Annotated in this window: 20 protein-coding genes and 2 pseudogenes; 9 read left to right on the forward strand and 13 right to left on the reverse strand. The window is 60.6% G+C overall.

Annotated elements, in window-relative coordinates; all coding sequences use genetic code 11:
• Positions 1 to 108: 108 nt before the first annotated feature.
• A pseudogene (locus DM373_RS29705) lies at positions 109 to 870 on the reverse strand (cache domain-containing protein); the annotation flags it as partial.
• 297 nt (positions 871 to 1,167) lie between these two features.
• Between DM373_RS29705 and DM373_RS16045 the strand changes: the two are divergent.
• Both DM373_RS16045 and DM373_RS16050 read left to right on the forward strand, forming a co-directional pair.
• Positions 1,168 to 1,998 (forward strand): undecaprenyl-diphosphate phosphatase, encoded by an 831-nt coding sequence (locus DM373_RS16045; protein WP_110994533.1) that lies wholly within the window; start codon positions 1,168 to 1,170, stop codon positions 1,996 to 1,998.
• On the forward strand, positions 1,998 to 2,420 hold the full coding sequence (locus DM373_RS16050; RefSeq protein ID WP_110994516.1) for a DUF1294 domain-containing protein: 423 nt from the start codon (positions 1,998 to 2,000) through the stop codon (positions 2,418 to 2,420). Before DM373_RS16045 ends, DM373_RS16050 begins: the two co-directional genes overlap by 1 nt.
• Before the next feature lie 32 nt (positions 2,421 to 2,452).
• On the opposite strand, the gene DM373_RS16055 is transcribed toward DM373_RS16050, so the two are convergent.
• A complete protein-coding gene (locus tag DM373_RS16055) occupies positions 2,453 to 2,815 on the reverse strand; it encodes an MmcQ/YjbR family DNA-binding protein (RefSeq protein WP_110994517.1) in 363 nt (120 codons plus the stop codon).
• A complete protein-coding gene (locus tag DM373_RS16060) occupies positions 2,808 to 3,710 on the reverse strand; it encodes a LysR substrate-binding domain-containing protein (RefSeq protein ID WP_110994518.1) in 903 nt (300 codons plus the stop codon). The genes DM373_RS16055 and DM373_RS16060 overlap by 8 nt, the downstream gene beginning before the upstream one ends.
• A 133-nt stretch (positions 3,711 to 3,843) precedes the next feature.
• On the opposite strand from DM373_RS16060, the gene DM373_RS16065 reads away from it, so the two are divergent.
• Positions 3,844 to 4,455, forward strand: a complete 612-nt coding sequence (locus tag DM373_RS16065; protein ID WP_110994519.1) for an FMN-dependent NADH-azoreductase — start codon at positions 3,844 to 3,846, stop codon at positions 4,453 to 4,455.
• Positions 4,456 to 4,589: 134 nt separating this feature from the next.
• Positions 4,590 to 5,648: an alpha/beta hydrolase family protein gene (locus DM373_RS16070; RefSeq protein WP_110994520.1), complete on the forward strand. Its 1,059-nt coding sequence runs from the start codon at positions 4,590 to 4,592 to the stop codon at positions 5,646 to 5,648.
• Here DM373_RS16070 and DM373_RS16075 read toward each other — a convergent pair.
• From DM373_RS16075 to DM373_RS16090, 5 genes are all read right to left on the reverse strand, one after another.
• Entirely contained in the window at positions 5,598 to 6,788 is a 1,191-nt protein-coding gene (locus tag DM373_RS16075) for an MFS transporter (RefSeq protein WP_110994521.1), read from the reverse strand. The two genes, DM373_RS16070 and DM373_RS16075, sit on opposite strands and share 51 nt — an antisense overlap.
• 186 nt (positions 6,789 to 6,974) lie before the next feature.
• Positions 6,975 to 8,561 carry an ABC-F family ATPase gene (locus tag DM373_RS16080; protein ID WP_110994522.1) on the reverse strand — a complete coding sequence of 529 codons (1,587 nt, stop codon included), beginning with the start codon at positions 8,559 to 8,561 and terminating at the stop codon, positions 6,975 to 6,977.
• A gap of 32 nt (positions 8,562 to 8,593) precedes the next feature.
• Positions 8,594 to 9,748, reverse strand: coding sequence for a tyrosine-type recombinase/integrase (locus DM373_RS16085; protein WP_244215082.1), 1,155 nt, complete (start codon positions 9,746 to 9,748; stop codon positions 8,594 to 8,596).
• On the reverse strand, positions 9,649 to 10,068 hold the full coding sequence (locus DM373_RS29230) for a hypothetical protein (protein WP_244215083.1): 420 nt from the start codon (positions 10,066 to 10,068) through the stop codon (positions 9,649 to 9,651). Before DM373_RS29230 ends, DM373_RS16085 begins: the two co-directional genes overlap by 100 nt.
• Positions 10,061 to 10,288 carry a hypothetical protein gene (locus DM373_RS16090; protein WP_110994524.1) on the reverse strand — a complete coding sequence of 76 codons (228 nt, stop codon included), beginning with the start codon at positions 10,286 to 10,288 and terminating at the stop codon, positions 10,061 to 10,063. The genes DM373_RS29230 and DM373_RS16090 overlap by 8 nt, the downstream gene beginning before the upstream one ends.
• A 105-nt stretch (positions 10,289 to 10,393) precedes the next feature.
• Here DM373_RS16090 and DM373_RS16095 point away from each other — a divergent pair, with 105 nt between their 5' ends.
• A complete protein-coding gene (locus DM373_RS16095) occupies positions 10,394 to 10,780 on the forward strand; it encodes a hypothetical protein (protein WP_157966842.1) in 387 nt (128 codons plus the stop codon).
• Between the two features lie 15 nt (positions 10,781 to 10,795).
• Here the strand turns inward: DM373_RS16095 and DM373_RS29710 are convergent, their stop codons facing one another.
• Positions 10,796 to 11,269, reverse strand: coding sequence for a phage protein NinX family protein (locus DM373_RS29710; RefSeq protein WP_425272590.1), 474 nt, complete (start codon positions 11,267 to 11,269; stop codon positions 10,796 to 10,798).
• Between the two features lie 513 nt (positions 11,270 to 11,782).
• Positions 11,783 to 12,467, reverse strand: a pseudogene (locus DM373_RS29715) (DNA cytosine methyltransferase); the annotation flags it as partial.
• Between the two features lie 211 nt (positions 12,468 to 12,678).
• Here DM373_RS29715 and DM373_RS28735 point away from each other — a divergent pair.
• Complete coding sequence (locus DM373_RS28735) at positions 12,679 to 13,755, forward strand: putative phage abortive infection protein (protein ID WP_157966843.1); 1,077 nt, start codon at positions 12,679 to 12,681, stop codon at positions 13,753 to 13,755.
• A 488-nt stretch (positions 13,756 to 14,243) separates the two neighbouring features.
• Here the strand turns inward: DM373_RS28735 and DM373_RS16110 are convergent, their stop codons facing one another.
• Positions 14,244 to 14,660 (reverse strand): hypothetical protein, encoded by a 417-nt coding sequence (locus DM373_RS16110; protein WP_110994527.1) that lies wholly within the window; start codon positions 14,658 to 14,660, stop codon positions 14,244 to 14,246.
• Positions 14,661 to 14,770: 110 nt separating this feature from the next.
• On the opposite strand from DM373_RS16110, the gene DM373_RS16115 reads away from it, so the two are divergent.
• The gene (locus tag DM373_RS16115) at positions 14,771 to 15,178 is read left to right on the forward strand and encodes a hypothetical protein (RefSeq protein WP_110994528.1); all 408 of its coding nucleotides are present in this window, start codon (positions 14,771 to 14,773) and stop codon (positions 15,176 to 15,178) included.
• An 83-nt stretch (positions 15,179 to 15,261) separates the two neighbouring features.
• Complete coding sequence (locus tag DM373_RS16120) at positions 15,262 to 15,570, forward strand: hypothetical protein (RefSeq protein ID WP_110994529.1); 309 nt, start codon at positions 15,262 to 15,264, stop codon at positions 15,568 to 15,570.
• A 440-nt stretch (positions 15,571 to 16,010) separates the two neighbouring features.
• On the opposite strand, the gene DM373_RS16130 is transcribed toward DM373_RS16120, so the two are convergent.
• Positions 16,011 to 16,199, reverse strand: coding sequence for a hypothetical protein (locus DM373_RS16130; protein WP_110994530.1), 189 nt, complete (start codon positions 16,197 to 16,199; stop codon positions 16,011 to 16,013).
• A gap of 20 nt (positions 16,200 to 16,219) precedes the next feature.
• Here DM373_RS16130 and DM373_RS16135 point away from each other — a divergent pair, with 20 nt between their 5' ends.
• Positions 16,220 to 16,357, forward strand: coding sequence for a DUF2514 family protein (locus DM373_RS16135; protein ID WP_110994531.1), 138 nt, complete (start codon positions 16,220 to 16,222; stop codon positions 16,355 to 16,357).
• A gap of 133 nt (positions 16,358 to 16,490) precedes the next feature.
• On the opposite strand, the gene DM373_RS16140 is transcribed toward DM373_RS16135, so the two are convergent.
• Positions 16,491 to 17,034: thiamine pyrophosphate-dependent enzyme (locus DM373_RS16140; protein ID WP_244215081.1), on the reverse strand; the 544-nt coding region annotated here is incomplete at its 5' end.

The following is a 17,034-nucleotide window of genomic DNA, read 5'->3' on the forward strand; positions in this document are numbered from 1 at the left end:
GGCCGCTCCGGCGTTGTCGCCGACGTGGCCGGCCGACTCGGCCAAGGCATGGGCGGCGCCTTGCAATTGGCCGATCACGCCCTGCAGCTTGCCGTTGAAACGGTTGAAGTGCTCGCCCAGATGGGTGATCTCGTCGCGGCCGTGGGTGTCCAGGCGCCGGGTCAGGTCGCTCTCACCACTGGCAATGTTGCCCATGGCCTGCACCGCTTCCTGCAAGGGCCTGGCGATACTGCGGGCGATCAGCATCACCACCAGCGCCATCAGCAGGGCGATGCCCAGGCCCACCAGCGATGCATCACGCAGCTGGCGGGCGAACTCGGCCTGCACGTCGTCGATGTAGACGCCCGAGCCGATGACCCAGCCCCACGGTTCGAACAGCTGAATATACGAAGTCTTGGCCACCGGTTCGCTGGCGCCGGGCTTGGGCCAGCGGTAGTCGACCGGGCCGGCGCCCTGGGCACGGGCCAGCTTGACCATTTCGTTGAACACGGCAAACCCGTCGGGATCGCGGATGGCCGAGAGGTCCTGGCCATCGAGCTTGGGGTTGGCCGGGTGCATGATCATCTTCGGTTGCAGGTCGTTGATCCAGAAGTAGTCGCTCTGGTCGTAGCGCAACCCGCGCACCACTTGCAGGGCCTGCTGCTGGGCGGCTTCGCGGCTGAGTGTGCCGGCGGCCTCCAGGCCCTGGAAGTGCGCCAGCACGCCTGCGGCGGTCTGCACCACATGGCGGGTTTTCTCGGCCTTGGCCTGGTACAGGTCGCCATGGATCTGGCGCAGCATCAGCAACCCCAGCACCAACAGCATGGCCACGGCCACCAACAGGATCAGCCACAGGCGGCGGCTGATCGACATCGACCTCAGGGTCTTCATGATGCGTTACTCCGGTCTTGTTCTTTTTATCGAAGGCATCCAAGCATGCTTTGCCGCCAGGCCCCACACGACCAACGGCTAAGTGCGCAGTGCGCGCGATCCGTGTTGCAGGTAACGCAAGCCTTGAACCAAGGGCTCTGCTAGGATTTCGGCCGTGCCAGATGAAACCTTTAGGCCGCTGGGCATTTATGCTGGCGTTGCCACTGCTGTCGCTGTAAAACAGCCGCGCCGCGTGCGGCAACTACGTGCAAATCACTACAAGCGGCCCGCCAGGAGCGGTGCTGCATCGGGGGAATGATGGATTTTTGGAGTGCCTTGCAGGCAATCATCTTGGGCGTTGTCGAGGGCCTGACGGAGTTCTTGCCGATTTCAAGCACCGGGCACCAGATCATCGTCGCCGACCTGATCGGTTTCGGCGGTGAGCGCGCCATGGCGTTCAACATCATCATCCAGTTGGGCGCAATCCTCGCAGTGGTCTGGGAATTCCGGCGCAAGATCTTCGACGTGGTGCTGGGCCTGCCCACCCAGGCACCGGCGCGGCGCTTCACCGCCAATCTGCTGATCGCCTTCATGCCGGCGGTGGTGCTGGGGGTGCTGTTCGCCGACTTGATCCACAAGTACCTGTTCAACCCCATCACCGTGGCTGCGGCCCTGGTGGTCGGCGGGGTGATCATGCTCTGGGCCGAGCGCCGCCAGCACCGCATCGAGGTGGACCATGTCGACGACATGAGCTGGCACCATGCGCTGAAGATCGGCTTCGTCCAGTGCCTGGCGATGATCCCGGGCACGTCGCGCTCCGGCTCGACCATCATCGGCGGCCTGCTGTTCGGCCTGTCGCGCAAGGCGGCCACCGAGTTCTCGTTCTTCCTGGCCATGCCGACCATGGTCGGCGCGGCGGTGTACTCGGGCTACAAGTACCGTGAGCTGTTCCAGCCCGGTGACCTGCCGGTGTTCGCCCTGGGCTTCGTGGTGTCGTTCATCTTCGCCATGATCGCCGTGCGTGCGCTGCTCAAGTTCATCGCCAACCACAGTTATGCTGCGTTCGCCTGGTACCGCATCGCCTTTGGTCTGCTGATCCTGGCCACCTGGGAGTTCGGCTGGGTCGATTGGTCGACGGCGCACGGCTGATGGCGCGCCCGCAAACCGCTGCCCGTGGCGAGGCCCAGGGCGTACGCAATCCACGCCTGAAGCTGCTGGCCCTGGCCGGGCTCTGTTTGCTGCCGACAGTGGGCGGCCTGCAGATGGGCTTGAGCGGGCAGTCGTGGCTGCCATTGGCGCTGTATCCGCTGGTGAGCCTGGTGAGCCTGCTGTTGTACTGGCAGGACAAGCAGCAGGCGCGCAACCAGGCCTGGCGCACGCCGGAGAAAGTGCTGCATGCCAGCGAGCTGCTCGGTGGCTGGCCCGGGGCGCTACTGGCCCAGCAGCTGTTTCGGCACAAGACCCGCAAGCTGTCCTATCAGCTGGTGTTCTGGGGCATCGTCGCGCTGCACCAGGTGTTCTGGTTCGATCACCTGCTGCTGAGTGGACGCGGGTTGGGGCAGTTGCTGTAGATGGCCAGCGCGGGCCTGCCCGCGATGCAGAGTCAATCCAGCAGCAACCCCACCTGCGTGCGCTTGGGCAAGCGCCGCACCACCAACTGGTGCGAGCGGCGCAGCAGGTCACACAGCTCGTCACGGCCCACGGGGTAGGGCGCAACCATGCTGACCCACTTCGCCCGTGCCAGATAAGGCGCCGGGCGAATCCCCGGTCGGTCGCAGTAGCCCAGGAACAGGTCGTCGGCCACCTTGAACGACAAGCCGGCACCGCCCAGATCGGCGACGGCGAACATCTTGTTGCCGGCCACCGAGAACACCCGGATCCCGCCCCACTTGTAGTCCTCGCGCGCGCCGGGCAACGCCAGGCAGAACTGCGCGATCTGTTCCTCGGTCATCCTTTTCTCAGACATAACGCTCTCCACAGGCTTCGAACGAAATCGCCAGGTGATCGATCCACGCCCGCACCGCCGGCAGCAGGCCGCGCCGGTGCGGATACACCGCCTGCAGGTAACCGCCGGGCAGCGACCAGTCCGGCAGCAGGCGCACCAGTTCGCCACGTGCCAGCTCTTCCTCGCAGAACATGCTCGGCAGCGCGGTGAAGCCCAGGCCGGCACGCACGGCTGCGTTACGCACGACGAAGTCATCGATGGCCAGGCGTGGCTCCAGGACCACTTCCTCCTGGCGGCCGTCCGGCCCGTGCAGGCGCAGGTGCACCAGCCGGTCGGCCTCGGCGGCGCCCAGCACCGGCAGGCTGGCAAGCTCGGCGGGCTCGCGGATATGGTCGGCAAAACCCGGCGCGGCCACCAGTTGCATCTGCGCCTGGCGCAGGCGCCGGGTGACCAGGGCCGGGTCCTCGTCACCCAGGTCACGCACGCGCAGGGCCACGTCGATGCCTTCGGAAATCAGGTCGACCCGGCGGTTGAGCAGCACCATGTCCAGTTGCACCAGCGGGTACTGGGCCAGGAAACGGCTGATCACCTCGGGCAGGAAGGCATGGGCCAGGGCCACCGGGCAGGACACCCGCAGCCGCCCACGGGGTTCGCTGGACATGCTGGCCACCACTTCATCGGCCATCTCCGCCTCCAGCAGCATTGCCTGGCAATGGTGCAGGTAGCGTTCGCCCACGGCGGTCAGCTTCAATTGCCGCGTGGTGCGTTGCAGCAGGCGGGTGCCCAGGCGTTCTTCCAGTTCGGCGATACGCCGTGACAGGCGCGACTTGGGGATGCCCAACTGGCGACCGGCGGCGGCGAAACCGCCGGCTTCGACCACCTGGGCGAAATAGAAGAGGTCGTTGAGGTCTTGCATGGGGCATTCTCACTGTTCTACCAGTGGGACAAACTAACGCATTTTTGCTGCCTTATCAGCCATTCGCTGTTTCGATAGGATTCTCCCCATCGTGATCGCCCACCACCGCGGTCTTCATTCACAGGAGAGTCCCATGAAACTGTTGCACATCGATTCGAGCATTCTGGGCGACAATTCCGCCTCCCGTCAGCTGAGCCGCGAAGTGGTCGACGCTTGGAAAGCCGCCGATCCGAGCATCGAAGTGGTCTACCGTGACCTGGCTGCCGACGCCATCAGCCACTTCTCCGCCGCCACCCTGGTGGCTGCCGGTACCCCGCAGGACCTGCGTGACGCTGCCCAGGCCCACGAAGCGCAACTGAGCGCCGAAACCCTGGAAGAATTCCTGGCCGCCGACGCGGTGGTGATCGGTGCACCGATGTACAACTTCAGCGTGCCGACCCAGCTCAAGGCCTGGATCGACCGCATCGCCGTGGCCGGCAAGACCTTCCGCTACACCGAAGCCGGCCCTGAAGGCCTGTGCGGCGACAAGAAAGTGATCCTGGTGTCCACTGCCGGCGGCCTGCACCAGGGCCAGCCAACCGGTGTTGGCCATGAAGACTTCCTCAACGTCTTCCTTGGCTTCATCGGCATCACCGACGTCGAAACCGTCCGTGCCCACGGCCTGGCCTACGGCCCCGAGCACCGCGCCAAGGCCATCGATGCGGCCCAGGCGCAGATCGCCGGCGAGCTGTTCGCTGCCGCCTGATCGCCTGAGTCACGGCAAAGCCGATCGTCGCCTTGAGCGCCGATCGGCTTTTTTCATTCAATTTTCATGTAGCTGTGCTTGGCCGGATTCTATGCTGGCGAAATACGTCCGCCCGGTCACGGGAGCGCCCCTGCATGACTCCGTTTCGTACCCTGTTGGCCATTGTCCTGTTCGGCGGCCTGCTGGCCCAGGCCAACGCGGCGACCTGGGTGGCCGGCCTGCACCGGCTCACCCTGGCCGACCCGGTGGACAGCAGGCCCATGCAGGCGCTGGTGTTCTACCCCTCCAGCGGCGAGGCGCGGCCTGTGCGTATCGAGGGCTATCAGACCCGGGTTGCCCAGGACGCCCCCGTGGCCATGGGCCGTTTCCCGTTGTTGGTGATCTCCCACGGCAATACCGGCAGCCCCATGGCCCTGCACGACCTGGCCAACGGCCTGGCACGCCAAGGCTTCGTGGTGGTGGCGGTGATTCACCCCGGCGACAACAGCCGCGATCGTAGCCGGCTCGGGACACTCAGTAATCTCTATGGCCGGCCGCTGCAAGTCAGCGCGGCGATCACGGCCGCACGCGCCGATACTCTGGTCGGTCCCTATCTGAACGACGGCAAAGTCGGCGTGATCGGCTATTCGGCCGGCGGCGAGACGGCGCTGATCCTGTCTGGCGCGCAACCCGATCTTGATCGCCTGCGCCGTTATTGCCAGCAACGCCCCAACGACGCCGACGCCTGCAAGACCCATGGTGTGCTGATCGCCGACCACAGCGAGCTGGGGCCGCGGGCCGATGCGCGGGTGGGCGCGGTGATGCTGATGGCGCCCCTGAGCCTGATGTTCGGCCGCCACGCCCTGGCCGGGGTGCATGTGCCGGCGCTGATCTACAGCGGCGACTCGGACCAGTTGCTGGCCCTGGAGCACAATGCCGATGCATTGGCGCGCAAACTGCCGCAGACGCCGGACTACCGGTTGCTGGCCGGGGCCGGGCATTTTGTGTTCATGGCGCCGTGCGACGACGAGCAGCACCAGCGCATGCCGGTATTGTGCAAGGACGCCGACGGTGTCGACCGCCGGCATATCCACCGCTCGCTGCGCAGCGAAACCACGGCCTTTTTCAGCCAGGCACTGGGCGCGCCCGAGCCTGCCGAGCGATCAGCCGCGCTGGGCGCGTCGGGCCAGCAGCAGCGTCAGGCCAACCCCTGACAAGGCGAGCAGGGCGGCGACGGCGAAGATCGAGGCGTAGCCCAGCCGTATCGCCACCGCGCCCATCAGCGGGCCGGCAATGGCCAGCGCCAGGTCGAAGAACACCGCATAGGCACCCAGCCCGGCACCTCGGCTACTGCTGGGCACCTGCCTGATCGCCTCGACGCCCAGCGCCGGGTACACCAGCGACAGGCCGAAGCCGGTCAGCCCTGCGCCGACCATTGCCCACAGCGGTGAAGGCGCCTGCCATAGCAAGGCCAGCCCTAGCACCTCGGTGGCCATGCAGGCAATCGCCACGTTGTAGCCACCGAAGCGGTTGACCGCGTTGACGAACAGCAGTCGCGAAACGATGAAGCACAAACCGAAGGCGCTCAGGCACAACGCAGCGCCGGTCCAGCCGCGCTCCAGGTAATAAAGGGTGACGAAGGTGGTCAGGGTGCCGTAGCCGATCGACGCCAGGGTCAAGCCCAGGCCGCAAGGCGCCACCCGGCCGAACGCCGACCAGAAGGGCAGGCGCTCGCCGCGCACCACCACCACGTCCGGGCGCTTGCGCAGCGCCAGCAACGCGCCCAGTGCCAGCACCAGCAGCGCCGGCCCCAATATCCAGAATCCCTGGGTATCCACCAGCAGCACGCCGACCGGCGCACCGATGGCGATGGCGCCGTAGGAGGCGATGCCGTTCCACGAGATCACCCGCGCGGTATGTTCCGGCCCCACCTGGCCAATCCCCCAGCTCAACGTCGCCACTCCGATCAAGCCTTGGGCGATGCCCAGCAGCAGGCGCCCGCCGAGCAACAGCAGCAGGCTCAGCCAGGGCAGGGCGAGGGTCCAGGCCGAGAGCAGGGTGAGCACGCCGCAGCCGGCGATGCCATACAACCCAAAGCGAATCGCCCGCTTGCCGCCCAGGGTGTCGGCGACCCGCCCGGCAAAGGGCCGGCTGAGCAGGGTGGCGAGGTACTGCAGGCCGATGGTCAGGCCTGCGACCACTGCGCCGTAGCCAAGTTGGTCGTGGACATGGCTGGGCAGCACTGCGATGGGCAGGCCGATGCAGAGGAAGGCGATGAAGGTATAGAAGACGATGGCGAGGATTTGCAGGGTGATGCTTGAGGTGTCGCCGGGGGCGGGCTGTTGCGCGGTCATGGGCACGTTCGCGGGTAGGCGGTTGGGCGTACCGGCATCATGGCCGTTGTGCGGGGGAAAAGAAAGCAGGCTAACGAATTATTCGTTGGGTGATGTGCACAGGAAAATTGCGGGGCAAGCCCGCTCCCACGTGCCATCAGCGTGGGAGCGGGCTTGCCCCGCGAGATTTCAGCTGAAGGTGTTAGGTCAGACCACCACACCCTGGCTACGCAGGTAGTCGTCGTAGGTGCCGCTGAAGTCCACGGTACCTTCGGGTGTCAGCTCGATGATGCGGGTGGCCAGCGACGACACGAACTCACGGTCGTGGCTGACGAACAGCAGGGTGCCCGGGTAGTTTTCCAGCGCCAGGTTCAGCGCTTCGATCGACTCCATGTCCAGGTGGTTGGTCGGCTCGTCCATCACCAGCACGTTGGGCTTTTGCAGGATCAGCTTGCCGAACAGCATGCGGCCCTGTTCACCACCGGAAATCACCTTCACCGACTTGAGGATCTCGTCGTTGGAGAACAGCATGCGGCCGAGGGTGCCGCGGATCACCTGCTCACCGCTGGTCCACTGGCCCATCCAGTCGAACAGGCTCACGTCCTCTTCGAAATCGTGGGCGTGGTCCTGGGCGTAGTAGCCCACTTCGGCGCTGTCGGTCCACTTCACTTCGCCCTTGTCCGGGGTCATTTCACCGACCAGGGTGCGCAGCAGGGTGGTCTTGCCGATACCGTTGGGGCCAATGATCGCCACGCGCTCGCCGGCTTCGATGGTGAAGCTGAAGTCCTTGAACAGCACCTTGTCGTCGAAGGCCTTGGCCATTTTTTCGACGATCACGGCCTGACGGTGCAGTTTCTTCGTCTGATCGAAGCGGATGAACGGGCTCACGCGGCTCGACGGCTTGACCTCGGCCAACTGGATCTTGTCGATCTGCTTGGCCCGCGAGGTGGCCTGCTTGGCTTTCGAGGCGTTGGCCGAGAAGCGGCTGACGAAGCTCTGCAGTTCGGCGATCTGGGCTTTCTTCTTGGCGTTGTCCGACAGCAGCTGCTCGCGCGACTGGGTGGCGGCAGTCATGTACTCGTCGTAGTTGCCCGGGAACAGGCGCAGCTCACCGTAGTCCAGGTCGGCCATGTGGGTGCAGACGCTGTTGAGGAAGTGACGGTCGTGGGAAATGATGATCATGGTGCTGTTACGCGCCGTGAGGATCGTTTCCAGCCAGCGGATGGTGTTGATGTCCAGGTGGTTGGTCGGTTCGTCCAGCAGCAGCACGTCCGGGTCCGAGAACAGCGCCTGGGCCAGCAGCACGCGCAGCTTCCAGCCCGGCGCCACTTCGCTCATCGGGCCGAAGTGCTGTTCCAGCGGGATACCCAGGCCCAGCAGCAGCTCGCCGGCGCGGGATTCGGCGGTGTAGCCGTCCATCTCGGCGAATTCGGTTTCCAGTTCGGCGACGGCCATGCCGTCTTCTTCGGTCATTTCTGCCAGCGAGTAGATGCGATCGCGCTCGGCCTTGACCTTCCACAGCTGCTCGTGGCCCATGATCACGGTGTCGATCACGGTGAATTCTTCGTAGGCGAACTGGTCCTGGCGCAGTTTACCCAGGCGCGTGTTCGGCTCGAGCATCACCTGGCCGCCGGACGGATCCAGGTCACCGCCGAGGATCTTCATGAAGGTCGACTTGCCGCAGCCGTTGGCGCCGATCAGGCCGTAGCGGTTGCCGTTGTTGAATTTGACCGAGACGTTTTCGAACAGCGGCTTGGCGCCGAATTGCATGGTGATGTTAGCGGTAGAAATCAAGTGCTTGTCCTGCGGGGGTTCCAGAGGTGTATTTAGGCCCTCTCGTCAGTTTTGGGCCAATTTTGGGCCAATTCGACTCGGGGCGGCAGCTTCTCCAGCTCCCTCCAGTCCGAGGAGGAGCTGATCCATTTCGCGTAGGTAGAGAGCAACATCTCGACGCTATGGCCGAGCTGGTTCGCGATGAACGCGGGGTTCATCCCAGCCATCAGGCACATGGTTGCGTAGGTGTGGCGGGTGTCGTACTGCCGGCGTTCACGGATGTCCAGCGCCTTGAGCGCTGATTTGAAGTGGCGGATTGTAACACTTGGTTCGTTGATCCACAGCCCACCTTTACTCGGCTGGAACACAAATGGGCTTGTAGGGTAGGCCGACTTTGAAGCCATCCTCCTCAAGTCGGCCACGCGCTGCGCCTGTCGTATGGCATTGAGTGCTCGATCATTCAGCAACACCACACGGTGATATTTCGTCTTCGTCCGGTCTGCTGGCTGGCGGTCGACAATGATGCGTTGGATCGTTGCTGTGCGCTCATCGAGGTTGATGTCCTGCCATTGCAGGCCCATGGCCTCGCCAGGGCGAAGGCCGGTGAAGAAGCTGAACTCAAAGAAGGCTGCATAGATCTGTGCGTACTTCTGGGTCGTAGCGTAGAGGTGCTGGATGATCGCCTCCGCTTCCGCGCGCGTGTAAGGATCAACGACCTTCTTCACCGCTGTTGGCTTGTCGAGCGAGGCTGTTGGGTTCTTGGTGATCAGGCCGTCAAGCACGGCGGTCTTGAAAATGCTGGCCAGCTTGATGATCGCATTACGCTTCACGCCGGCTGAAGTCCACTGGATTTGTGAGATGACTCCCCGCAGCATCGTCGGTGTGATCATGTCGATCCGGCGTAGGCCCAGGTATGGCATCCAGTACAGATTCAAGGTGCTGACGTAGTTGTCGCGGGTGCCCTTCACGATGTGCCGGCTGTTGAGCCACATCTGCGAGTAGTCACCCAGGCTCGGTATGGCCTCAGCGGAGCGCCTGGCCACCTCCGAGCCCGGGAAGAGCTCGGCATACTTCTCCTCATCCAGCAGGTTGTGGCGGATCAGGTTGACTACTTGATCACGTACACGGCTGGCTGCACGGATCCCCTGCGCCGTCGGGGGATGGGCGAGGGTTTCCCCTCGACGCTCACCATTCCAAGTGAAACGGATTCGGAGCGAGTCTCCTCGGATTTCAATTCCAGGGGGCAGACCCACAGGCTTTCGAGCCATTCCTCATATCTCCATCTGCTGTACATGATGTTGCGACCGTTCTTGTTCCAGACGCCTTCGGGGATTTTCCCCCGCTGGCGTCGTGTCTGGAGCGCTCGCAGCGTGATCCCCAGCAGCTCGGCCATCCTTTCCTCCGTTACCTTGTCCATTTCCTGGGCAACGGCATGTTCCTGCCCGGCGTGTTCATCGCCTGGCTTCTTCCTTTTTGAATGCATGTTGGTCTCCACGCCGCCGGTGGCGGCAGGTTTGTGGTCAGGCATCGTCTTCGGTGATGGAATGCTCGACTGACTGGGAGCGAGCATCAGCAGCGCCAAGGAAAACCCTGTTCAGTGCAGTGTCCTGCAGAACGCAGAGCGCATCTGCGTCTTCGATGTTTTCGTCGAGGACGGGCAGTGCCTGGTGCCGGATAAGCTCGATGCTCACTCCTTCGGGCACCTCGAAGCGGGTGATGACTTTGCTGGTCACGGTGATGATGGGCATGGAAGATCCTCGCCCGCGCATGTTGGCGGGCTTGAGTTAGTGAAGGTGTGTTGATTCCACATCTAGTTATGAGATCATCTGCGGTTTAATTGCCGTGGGGATAACATGAAAGACATGAGCTGGATCGAGGGACTTAAAGAGGACTTTAAGGATATGAAGTGGACCGAGAGATTGAGTGTTATCAGCTCTATAGCTTCGATTACCGGAGTTTCACTGGTATGGCTGCAGGGTGTTGTCAAAGAAGCAAATTTTAAGACGGCCTTATTTGGCATTGTTGCTAGCGTCGTGGGCGCTCTTGTGACGGTCGGTTTGTTGGTCGTTTCAGCACAGCTTTTTGTTTATGTGGGTAGCATAGTCAAGAAGAAGTGTCCTCCAGCGGTATGGGGCTATGGATTATTTGCCGGTGCTGGATTGATTTGGAGTATCTTTTTTTCTCAATTATTCATTTGGGCTTTAGTTGGGGAGGCGTGGACAGTCCGTTTCTCAAGTTGAGCCGGGAGAGCTTTCTCAACAATTGCTATATAGCTCTTTCGGCACTCGGACGTTATCGCCTAGCGTGGCGGCGACGATGGCGCGACAAGCGGCAGGAAGGACCCTGCCGCCATGCACCACGTCCTTGCCGTCCTTGGTAATCCATGCTGCCCAGCAGCCAGTGTCGTGCTGCGGGCAGTGGATGCTCACGTTGTTCGCTTCCATAAGCGGCCCACTCAAAGCCCAGTCAGACCATGGGTTGTAGCGCTCGGAGCGCTCAGTTACAGATCCCTGGTACCGGGCGAACACCCGCCACGGCACGCCGTTGTAGCCCGGCCCGTCTGGGCATTTGTCGGCGGGCTTGCCGCGATAGGGGATGCGCGTGTGGTCACCCGGAAAGCCCTGGAGCCATTCGCACTCGCGCGGGGTGAGGCGCCGAACTTGGGAGTTGGCCAGCACTGCCTGGACTTCAGCCCGAGCCTCCATGGTGTAAGCATGGTCCGCTTGCACACCTACGCCATCAGGCCCGCTGGAAGGGTTCTTGCGGAGTGCGCCGGCCTGAATGGCGTGAGCTACTACATTCGGACCAAGCCCAGAATTTGTGTTGTCTGCTTGCTTCCCGTAATTGCTAGTCAGGGTCTGAGCAACTTCTCGACAAGCGATTACTGGTTGTCCCTGGCCGGGCTTGCCGCCGCCAGATGAAAGCGTGCCAGCAATTTGGCCGTCGCCGCCCTCCAGCCGGAGCTCGTTTCGGCTGTTTTCAGCGAATGCGACTACGGCATGCCAGCGTAGGCGCAACGCAGAAGGTCTCGCTTTCGATGTCCAGGCGTGTGTCCTTGGCAGTCAGCGTGGCTGCCTGGCTGACACCCCCCTGCAGGCTGTGGCCGCCATATGCCGGCACGCCAGCGAGCACCTCAACAGCAGGCCCCTCGTCACCCTCGCAGTTCGGGCAGCCGTACTGGCCCAGGTCTAAACCGAAGACCAATCCGCACCCGCACTGGAGCGCAGGGCCGAATGGAGCTCGTCCGGCAACGTCTTGCCCCTCGCCTCGGCGCGGCGGAGTATCCCGGCGCACGCCTTCGCGCTCAAAAAGTACTTCGAGTGGATCGAACCCTGCTCGAGCACTTGCGACAACGAACACACGGCGGCGTCGTTGGGCCAGGCCGAAATATTGGGCATCCAGAACCCGCCATGCGACTGTTCGCGTGGGTCCATACACACAACCAGCGTCCTTCCATTTTCCCCCTGGCGGTTGGAGTTCTTCGGATTCGCCCACCAGGGCGCCGAGGAAGCAGCCAAACGCGTTGCCTTTGTCGGAGAGGACGCCGGGGACGTTTTCCCAGAGGCAGGCAGCCTCGGGCTCGCCGCGCTTTGTTCGAACATGGTCAATTGCATCGAGCAGCTCCACGTATTTGATGGTGAGGGCGCCCCGGGGATCGGCCAGGCCTTCGCGCATGCCTGCCACGCTGAAGGCCTGGCAGGGCGTGCCGCCGACCAGCACATCGGGTGCCGGGATCTTGCCGGACAGCACCAAGGCCGCCAGGCGGGTCATGTCGCCGTGGTTTGGCGTTTCGGGGTAGTGGTGAGCCAGTACTGCGGAGGGGAATGGCTCGATCTCGGCGTACCAGGCGGCACGCCAGCCCAGCGGGTGCCAGGCTACGGTTGCAGCCTCGATGCCGCTGCAGGCGCTTCCATAGGTGACAGGCATGATGGCCTCTTGATGTCGGGTGTAGGTTCAATCATGCTCGTCGGCTGATTTAAGTCGATGGCTTAACAAGCGGTGCCCGACGAAGCATAGAAATGAGGGAGAAATTAGGTCCATGTCGAAAGTGGAGCACCATTTCGTAGTGCGTCAGAAAGAAATTTTTAGTTTTGCATAATATGATTATCCAGTGAGTGGAATTTGAGGCGTTGTTAAAATGGCATATCGCAAAAAAGAGGATGGCAAGGAAGTTGTCGTAGGGAACTTAGAGGATCTCTGGGGTGTGCTTTCTGATTTTGAAGTAAGAAGGATTAAGGGCTACTGGCTGTCAAAGTTTGTCAGGCTGAAAGAAAATGGAGTTTATCTTCTTGCCTTAATTGCTGTTGTTCCAATATTGTTCGTGGCCGGAGCTGTGTTTGCTCACTTCCAGCTCGGCAGCGATCTGCCATGGCTTGAAGTGAAAAATTCTGACACCGCTGCTCACTGGGGGCAGATTGGAGATTTTGTAGGAGGTATTCTTAATCCGTTATTAAGTTTTGCTGCTCTAATCGCGGTTATTTATAGTTTAAGGGCTCAGAGTAAAGAACTTGCTCTGGCTAGGGATGATGCGAGAGAGAATCATCGTATACAGGCGCAACAAAGTTTAATTTTTGAGAGGCAAAATTTTGAGTCTGTTTTTTTTAGACTGTTAGACGTGCATGCCAGACTTGCAAGTGACCTTAAAATTACATTAACTGAAGCTGATGGGATAGGTAGGCAAATAAATAAAGCTTATCAGGGGCTGGCGGCGTTTTCGAAAATTGAAACTAAGTATTTTCCGGAGATTTATGATGGGATGAGCTCTAATCGCCTCAACTTAAGATTTGAAATTAACAGCGGATATATGCACCAGAATCATCATGGAGAGCTTGCGCATTATTTTAGAAATCTGTATCAGATACTGAAGCATGTGGATGGGTTTGGCATGGATACATTGCGTATGTCTAAGCCGAGTTCTCGGGCGAATTTGAGAGCGTGGATCGAGAACTATGTTTCTCAGCGCAAGTACGCAAACATGCTCAGGGCTCAACTCAGTTCCAGTGAGCTGCGTGTAATATTTTTAAATTGTATTTCCTCCAAGGGTGAAGGGTTAAAATATTATGTTGAGCGCTTTTCTTTGCTCAAGCATATGGATATTGAGTTGTTTAGGAACTATCAAGATGTGCTTGATGGGTTGTATGAGGGTTTGGCGTTTTCAGGTTACGAAGAGATTGATAGCTTCAAACTTAGGGCCCATTTGAGCACGAAGCGATAAATTTTTCTATCGACGACAAATTGATCAGGTCGTGAGCTATACTCGGAGCTTTATGAGCATTCGGCGCCCGATCTTAACCGAAATTTACGCTCGCGCGCGTAGGTGTAGTTTCTAATGGCAATCTCCATCGCGGGTGCCGCCCTCGCCGGGGTGGCGTGATTCGTTGAAGTGGGTTATTCCTGGCGCTTTGCATGAGGGGCGCCATGGAGTGGGTAAAGATTTTGGAAGGGGCATCTATTGCGGTAGGGCTTGCGTCCGCGTGCTGCTGGGTCGCTGCTGCGGTTGTGAAGGCTGCGCCTCCGGAAGGCATGAAAGGGCGGCCTGATGGGCAATCCTGGAGAGGAACCATTGTGGGAGGAGGAGAGTTGCTAGGAACTCTCCGAGCCCAGGCGCGATGGAATAGCTTTGCTGCGTTCGCTGCCGCCTTTGCCGTGATGCTGCAGATCGCGTCGAAACTGGTTTAGGCGCTGGTGGTCGGCGCCGGAGTGTCAGGCCGCAGCACGAACCTTGAAGGTCAGCATGGCGGTGGCGTCATCGTTAAAGCACTCGGCCAGCTCTTGATAGGCCCGGTACTTGGCCTGGCTGCGAGTGGCTGCCCAAATGCGCCGCACGTAGTGGCGGGCATCGCCAAGCATGTACTTCACGTCATCCCAGTCATACATGCCGTTGGTAAGCACTTCCCACTGCTTAAGCGGCAGCGCCTCGGCCATCTCGCCGTACACCATCTCCCAAGTGGGGTGATAGTTGCGGATGCGCTTCTTCGGGTCGCTGTCTAGGATGATGCCGATGTACTGGCCCCGGTCGGCCATGATCACGCCTGGCTCACCGTTGGCGATGACGCGGCGCCCGACCTCTGCCGGGACGTCGTAGGTACGGCGAACGTAGTCGCAGTTGTAGTTGCTCATGGCTTTCTCCATGCATGCGCCGCCCTCCGTGGTCGGATGCGGAATGGTGGCAATATGATGCTTATTGGGGTTGAATGGCGCGATCTTTCAGTCGGGCACAGAGGAATAGCATGCGGTTGGTACAGGGATTGAAAATTTTCGGCGCTGTAATGCTGCTTGCTGTAGCCGGCGGATGTACGCCCTACATTCAGAAGGGGGCGGAGGCTCTACCAGAGTCCGAGACGGCAGGAATTCGGGCAATTGAAAAAACGCTCACAATTGCCACCGTGGATGGCGTGGACACCTGGTATATCCTGTATACCCAAAGAACTGAGTATCGTCTGACTGCTGGCCCCCATCGCCTCGAGATCAAGAAATGGACCGGTACTCAGGCCACTCGATCCGTGTTCTTTGACGTAAACCTGATCGCTGGGCGCGAATACGGCATGAAGTACATCCCGCTTGAGGGATGGATGGGACGAGTCGAAGTTGTGGATATGAAGACCAACGAGCGTGTCGGCATCCCTGTCTCCCCATAAGAATCGTCGCCAGAGCAAGATGGCAAATTGGTTTGGGATGATGTATTACGGACGGCTAGCGGTCGATCAGATGGAGCAGGACGATGGAAATACTGATGGAAGATCTTGAATCCGCGAACCTATCGTGGGTGCACGACGTACTTGTTCAAGAAGGCGAGACCAAGCTCATTGGTCTCACGAAATTCTTCAAGCTAATTGTGGCAAACCCAGAGCCAATGAAGGCGGCGCCTGTGGCGGACACGGTAGCCAACCTTGTGCTTGATCAAGTTACCGATTCGGCTCTCGAAGATGTGAAGCAGCGGCTGCTCAACAACCCTTCACTTGCACCGTTTCAGGATTCCATTGCGCGCGGGGTTTGGTACAGGCATTCAATTGAGGCTACACCTCGCTGAGGCGGGCATCAGCTTTTGAGGTGGAGCAATCTCATCACCTGGATCACGCTTCAGCTCGGCCATGCTGGCTTCTTCGAACTGACGCGCTAGTTTGGAGAGATGTAGAAAGCTGGTGCGTCAGGTCGTTCAAGGCGCCGCGTCCGCTCCTCAGGGGCCTGGGCGATCCACGACAGGGCCAGGTCCTGCCATAGCTCCTGTATCTGGTCGTAACCGTGGCGTTAGATCTCGGCAGCCATAGCAGCCTTAATCCCATCCGGCATGTTGAAGTGCACTTTCTCGATGCCAAGCTTCGCGGCTTTCTTCTTCTGCCGGTCTCGGTAGTCCGCTGAGTGTTTCGCGGCTCCAGTCTTCTACTCGGCCATGGCCGATACCTCCCAAGCCGCTGGGCGGCAGATTGATGTGTTGCTGACGCCGGCCGTGCCGGACACGGTTCGCTCGTTTCAAGGTCGGTCGTACCACTTCAGAAAATTGATGCCGTGCTTTTTAACAAGTGCCTTGAAGGCATTCACGCCAACATGCCAGCGGACGCCGTACAGATTTCCGAAGATCGCTATATGGCGGTGATCGCCAGCCCACCCCTGGGCAAGATGCGCGATCATGATGCCGCCGGCCTGCCGGTGCTGATCCATCCGCGGCCACCCGCGCCGCCATGGTGCTCTCCGACCTGCTCGGCAGGTCTGTCAATACGAATCGAGAGCTGGCGAAGGCTTATGACCTCGCCCAAATGGCCGGGTATCAGTGTAAGCGTGAGCATAACGCTCTTGTGCCCACGCCTGTTTACCAATAACGGGTGAGCGACTGCTGTCGACCCATAGCTGCCTTTCATCGAGGGTAGCCACGGGCCAGAAACAGTCGATTTCCAGTTCTACTTGACGCTTAACCACCACACTGAATCAGCGATCAGCAAGGACAACACGGCTTCACACCGCCGCGCTGCGCTCGCGGATATCAATGTTTAATATACGGTCGTTATCGCTATAGTCGATCGGACAATCAATCACGTGCACCCCTGGGTTGGAAACACAGTGGTCAAGTAGCGGACTCAACGAGTCGGCACTTTCTACGCGATACCCATTGGCTCCATAGGATTCGGCATACTTGACGAAGTCCGGGTTGCCGTAGTCCAGGCCGAAATCGGTGAAGCCCATGTTGGCCTGCTTCCAGCGGATCATGCCGTAGCCGTCGTCACGCAGGATCACGACGGTCAGGTGCATGCCCAGACGTACCGCGGTTTCCAGCTCCTGGCTGTTCATCATGAAGCCGCCATCGCCGCACACCGAGATCACCGGGCGGTCCGGGTACACCAGATGCGCCGCCATGGCCGACGGCAGGCCGGCGCCCATGGTCGCCAGGGCGTTGTCGAGCAGCACGGTGTTGGGCTTGTGAGCCTTGTAGTTGCGGGCGAACCAGATCTTGTAGATGCCGTTGTCCAGGGCAACGATGCCTTCGGACGGCAGCACGCGG

Origin of the sequence: Pseudomonas sichuanensis (assembly GCF_003231305.1) — a bacterium.
In the GTDB taxonomy this organism is placed as follows: domain Bacteria; phylum Pseudomonadota; class Gammaproteobacteria; order Pseudomonadales; family Pseudomonadaceae; genus Aquipseudomonas; species Aquipseudomonas sichuanensis.

Excerpts from the sequence above, each read along its gene's own strand:
- DM373_RS16045 (WP_110994533.1), top strand. The coding sequence starts at position 1,168 with ATGGATTTTTGGAGTGCCTTGCAGGCAATCATCTTGGGCGTTGTCGAG.
- DM373_RS16050 (WP_110994516.1), top strand. The coding sequence starts at position 1,998 with ATGGCGCGCCCGCAAACCGCTGCCCGTGGCGAGGCCCAGGGCGTACGC.
- DM373_RS16055 (WP_110994517.1), bottom strand. The coding sequence starts at position 2,815 with ATGTCTGAGAAAAGGATGACCGAGGAACAGATCGCGCAGTTCTGCCTG.
- DM373_RS16060 (WP_110994518.1), bottom strand. The coding sequence starts at position 3,710 with ATGCAAGACCTCAACGACCTCTTCTATTTCGCCCAGGTGGTCGAAGCC.
- DM373_RS16065 (WP_110994519.1), top strand. The coding sequence starts at position 3,844 with ATGAAACTGTTGCACATCGATTCGAGCATTCTGGGCGACAATTCCGCC.
- DM373_RS16070 (WP_110994520.1), top strand. The coding sequence starts at position 4,590 with ATGACTCCGTTTCGTACCCTGTTGGCCATTGTCCTGTTCGGCGGCCTG.
- DM373_RS16075 (WP_110994521.1), bottom strand. The coding sequence starts at position 6,788 with ATGACCGCGCAACAGCCCGCCCCCGGCGACACCTCAAGCATCACCCTG.
- DM373_RS29230 (WP_244215083.1), bottom strand. The coding sequence starts at position 10,068 with ATGCCTGACCACAAACCTGCCGCCACCGGCGGCGTGGAGACCAACATG.
- DM373_RS16090 (WP_110994524.1), bottom strand. The coding sequence starts at position 10,288 with ATGCCCATCATCACCGTGACCAGCAAAGTCATCACCCGCTTCGAGGTG.
- DM373_RS16095 (WP_157966842.1), top strand. The coding sequence starts at position 10,394 with ATGAAAGACATGAGCTGGATCGAGGGACTTAAAGAGGACTTTAAGGAT.
- DM373_RS28735 (WP_157966843.1), top strand. The coding sequence starts at position 12,679 with ATGGCATATCGCAAAAAAGAGGATGGCAAGGAAGTTGTCGTAGGGAAC.
- DM373_RS16110 (WP_110994527.1), bottom strand. The coding sequence starts at position 14,660 with ATGAGCAACTACAACTGCGACTACGTTCGCCGTACCTACGACGTCCCG.
- DM373_RS16115 (WP_110994528.1), top strand. The coding sequence starts at position 14,771 with ATGCGGTTGGTACAGGGATTGAAAATTTTCGGCGCTGTAATGCTGCTT.
- DM373_RS16120 (WP_110994529.1), top strand. The coding sequence starts at position 15,262 with ATGGAAATACTGATGGAAGATCTTGAATCCGCGAACCTATCGTGGGTG.
- DM373_RS16130 (WP_110994530.1), bottom strand. The coding sequence starts at position 16,199 with ATGGATCAGCACCGGCAGGCCGGCGGCATCATGATCGCGCATCTTGCC.
- DM373_RS16135 (WP_110994531.1), top strand. The coding sequence starts at position 16,220 with ATGGTGCTCTCCGACCTGCTCGGCAGGTCTGTCAATACGAATCGAGAG.